At 35.2% G+C, this 3,341-nt stretch carries 4 protein-coding genes; 2 read left to right on the forward strand and 2 right to left on the reverse strand.

Translation table 11 applies throughout. The features are described from left to right. Nucleotides 1-126: 126 nt before the first annotated feature. Nucleotides 127-744 (forward strand): ImmA/IrrE family metallo-endopeptidase, encoded by a 618-nt coding sequence (locus V7183_RS22825; protein WP_097896663.1) that lies wholly within the window; start codon nt 127-129, stop codon nt 742-744. A gap of 478 nt (nt 745-1,222) precedes the next feature. On the opposite strand, the gene V7183_RS22830 is transcribed toward V7183_RS22825, so the two are convergent. Together V7183_RS22830 and V7183_RS22835 are read right to left on the reverse strand one after the other, a co-directional pair. Continuing rightward, a complete protein-coding gene (locus V7183_RS22830; protein WP_335360941.1) occupies nt 1,223-1,990 on the reverse strand; it encodes a DUF1129 domain-containing protein in 768 nt (255 codons plus the stop codon). Beyond that, on the reverse strand, nt 1,990-2,322 hold the full coding sequence (locus V7183_RS22835; protein WP_097896665.1) for a PadR family transcriptional regulator: 333 nt from the start codon (nt 2,320-2,322) through the stop codon (nt 1,990-1,992). The genes V7183_RS22830 and V7183_RS22835 overlap by 1 nt, the downstream gene beginning before the upstream one ends. Nucleotides 2,323-2,517: 195 nt before the next feature. On the opposite strand from V7183_RS22835, the gene V7183_RS22840 reads away from it, so the two are divergent. Next, on the forward strand, nt 2,518-3,294 hold the full coding sequence (locus tag V7183_RS22840; protein ID WP_335360940.1) for a 3-hydroxybutyrate dehydrogenase: 777 nt from the start codon (nt 2,518-2,520) through the stop codon (nt 3,292-3,294). The last annotated feature ends 47 nt before the right edge of the window (nt 3,295-3,341 follow it).

Genomic DNA, 3,341 nt, shown 5'->3' on the forward strand with positions numbered 1-3,341 from the left:
GGAAAATCAAAATGGATATATAGATACAATAAAATCTAGTTACTTATGGGAATTACATCCATACATATCACTTCTTCACCACATACAGTATGACAAGAAACTGTTTTCCATTTGAGGTGTTTTCCAATGAACCCATATATAAACATATGCATTTGTATTACCCCTGGATCCGATATTACAAACGACCGTATCGCAAAAGATTTAGCAGTTGCTGAATCAATATGGCACCCGATATCGTTTCGAATTAAAGATGTCATTACATTAGACGATTCCTTTCAATTTTACGATGAAGAAATTAGTTATATGGACTCTATACAAAAGCAACCAAAAGTTTCATCCTTTTTTTATACATGTGCATCACAATCTCCTGATTGTGATCTCTATATTTGCTATATCGGGAGCAATTATTTTAAAGAACACTCCGTCATTGCATGTGCCTACTCATTGGCTAAACAACAGTTTCTCACTGGATATATCGTTCTAACCAATTCCGCAGCCTCAATGAGAAACATATACACACTCGCTCATGAAATTGGGCATATTTTATTTACAAGGCGTATGAATGGAAAGCTTACCCATGCAGATCCCCACTCGCCAACTGGATCTGAACATCACCCTTCTTCAAATAATCTCATGCATCCAATCGTTCCCCGTCCTGATAGAGTCAGCATGAATTCGTTATTAACAAGAGAACAGAAGAATTTGGCTTTGCAAAGTCCTTTATTACACAGAAAAAAACAGTAACTACGATCGTTACTGTTTAGAAAATATTCTACTCTAATCTGGCTGCAAGAAACATCCATATATAACGAAAAGAAAAGTAGTCCCTTATATCTTCTTAGCATATTTCTTTGAAAATACTTTTTATACATCTAAAGCAGCCTTTTTTCTATCATACTCAATCATAGAAAATATTCTACTATATAAATCCATTTTAATTTTTCAACATATAAGTCGCTGCTATACAGAATAAAACATGACTTGCACCCCTTTGTTTTCATCTTTACATATAGCAGGAAAAGGCCCATATCACATCTATGCATAGCCAGATGCTCTCGTCCCCCTAAAAAGAAAAGAGTTTTATGTTGGCTTTTCAACTTGTATTAATGTATATAACAAGGTAACCACACCACTTTTGCGAGCTTTATATTCCGATTTATTTTACGTTCCGGAATTTCCCATCCTTTTCACCTTCTTTAGAAACTTGCATCATTCTATCTCCTTATCTAGCTGATTTCCTTCTATTGGCTTTCATCATAAATTCAATGAAAATAAGAATAAATATACTGCCATACAAGCACACTATCTGAAATAACATAGGAATTAAATCTTCTGACGTAAATGTTTTAAAAACAAACATGATAGAAAGAGGAATGACTAAATATAAAACTTTAAACCATCCTTCAAAATACACATTTGTAATTACTGTTACCATGAAGATTACTCCCGTTATCGTATAACTCTGTAATTGGTTCAATTCAATCATTCGTGTAGGGTACATCATATCGAGAATAATTACTGCTCCTAATACAACCATTGGGATGAACATCAATAAAACTTGAACAAACAATTGGTTTGAAATATTCAATCGAAAAGCTGTTTTACGAAAGGCAATATTAGGTGCTACAAGAGCAATCATTAATGCCGTACCGTACCCAATACATTGAAACAATGAGATCTGTAATTGACCGCTATCATTTATAATTAAAACAGAAGCAATAATCCAAAACACAACGATATTCATCACTGTATATCCGATTTGTTTCCAGCTCTCTTGCCTATCCTTTTCCATTATCCGAACAAGCTCGTTTGCGTATACTTTTGGTGAACTTCCGAAAATATCTTCTACACTTTTCCCATCATTTTCTCCTTCTATTAAATGCATTTCAGCATCCTCTAAAAAACTCTCAACATCACTTTCTTTTACACCCTTTGCTGTTAAAAACATTCTCATATTTAACAAGAAATTTTGCGCTTCAGTAGATAGCATCATCCTCGTCTCCCCTTTCCTTTCAGCAAGCGCTCTACACTACTTTGCATTGCTTCCCAGCGATCCATAAATTCATCTAGTGCATCTTCACCTTTTTCTGTTAATGTATAATATTTCCGCTTCGGACCAGATGGAGATTCCTTCATCGTACTTGTGATTAATCCTTCCTTTTGCATCCTTATTAAAAGTGGATAAATGCTTCCTTCACTAGCCATCGTGAAACCATACTTCGCTAACTTTTCACTCATCTCATATCCGTATATTTCTCCTTCAGAAATGATAGCAAGAAGACACCCTTCTAAAATCCCTTTCAGCATTTGACTTGTCGACATAATTCAAATCCTCCTTCTATCTTGTTTTACAAGATAGATAAGCGTAAGTATCTTGCTTTACAAAATAGTATAGCAAAAGCTATTTTGCAAAGCAAGATAGCTAAGTATATTTTCCCATATATTTGCAGGATTTTCATTATACGCTCTCTAAATAGAGCAATAAGACAAATCTTATATAAAGGAGTGGTTTTCATCATGGTTACAAATCGAGTTATCTTTTTGACAGGTGCTGCAAGTGGGATTGGGTATGAAATGGGAAAGGCATTCGCGAAAGAAGGGGTAAAAGTTGTGATTAGCGATTGCCTCGAAGATCGCGCAAAAGAAGCTGCTGAACAGTTGCAAAAAGAAGGCTATACTGCAATTGCTTTGAAATGTGATGTTACATCAGAACAAGAAATTGAAGAAGCAATTTCTAAAACAGTGACAGACTTTGGTTCATTAGATGTCTTAATTAATAACGCAGGGATGCAACATGTTTCCCCCATTGAAGACTTCCCAACAGATAAATTTGAACTACTCATTAGAATTATGCAAATTGCACCGTTTATTGCAATAAAACATGCTTTTCCTATTATGAAAAAGCAAAAATATGGCCGAATTATAAATGTAGCTTCTATTAATGGTCTTGTTGGATTTGCTGGAAAAGCTGCTTATAATAGCGCAAAGCATGGTGTAATTGGTTTGACAAAAGTAGCAGCCTTAGAAGGAGCTGTTCATGGCATCACTGTAAACGCCCTTTGTCCAGGCTATGTTGATACCCCCCTTGTCCGTAATCAACTTCAGGACTTAGCAACAACGCGAAGCGTTCCACTAGAGAGAGTATTAGAAGATATCATTTATCCACTCGTACCACAAAAGCGATTGCTTAATGTGCAGGAAATTGCCGATTATGCTTTATTTTTAGCAAGTGAAAAAGCAAAAGGAATAACTGGCCAAGCAGTTGTTATTGATGGAGGGTATACAGCACAATAATCTTTATTGAAAAAGGCTTTGCTCATTATAAAGTGTACCCTTTGTAA

This window comes from Bacillus sp. JJ1127 (assembly GCF_036965845.1).
Taxonomy (GTDB): domain Bacteria; phylum Bacillota; class Bacilli; order Bacillales; family Bacillaceae_G; genus Bacillus_A.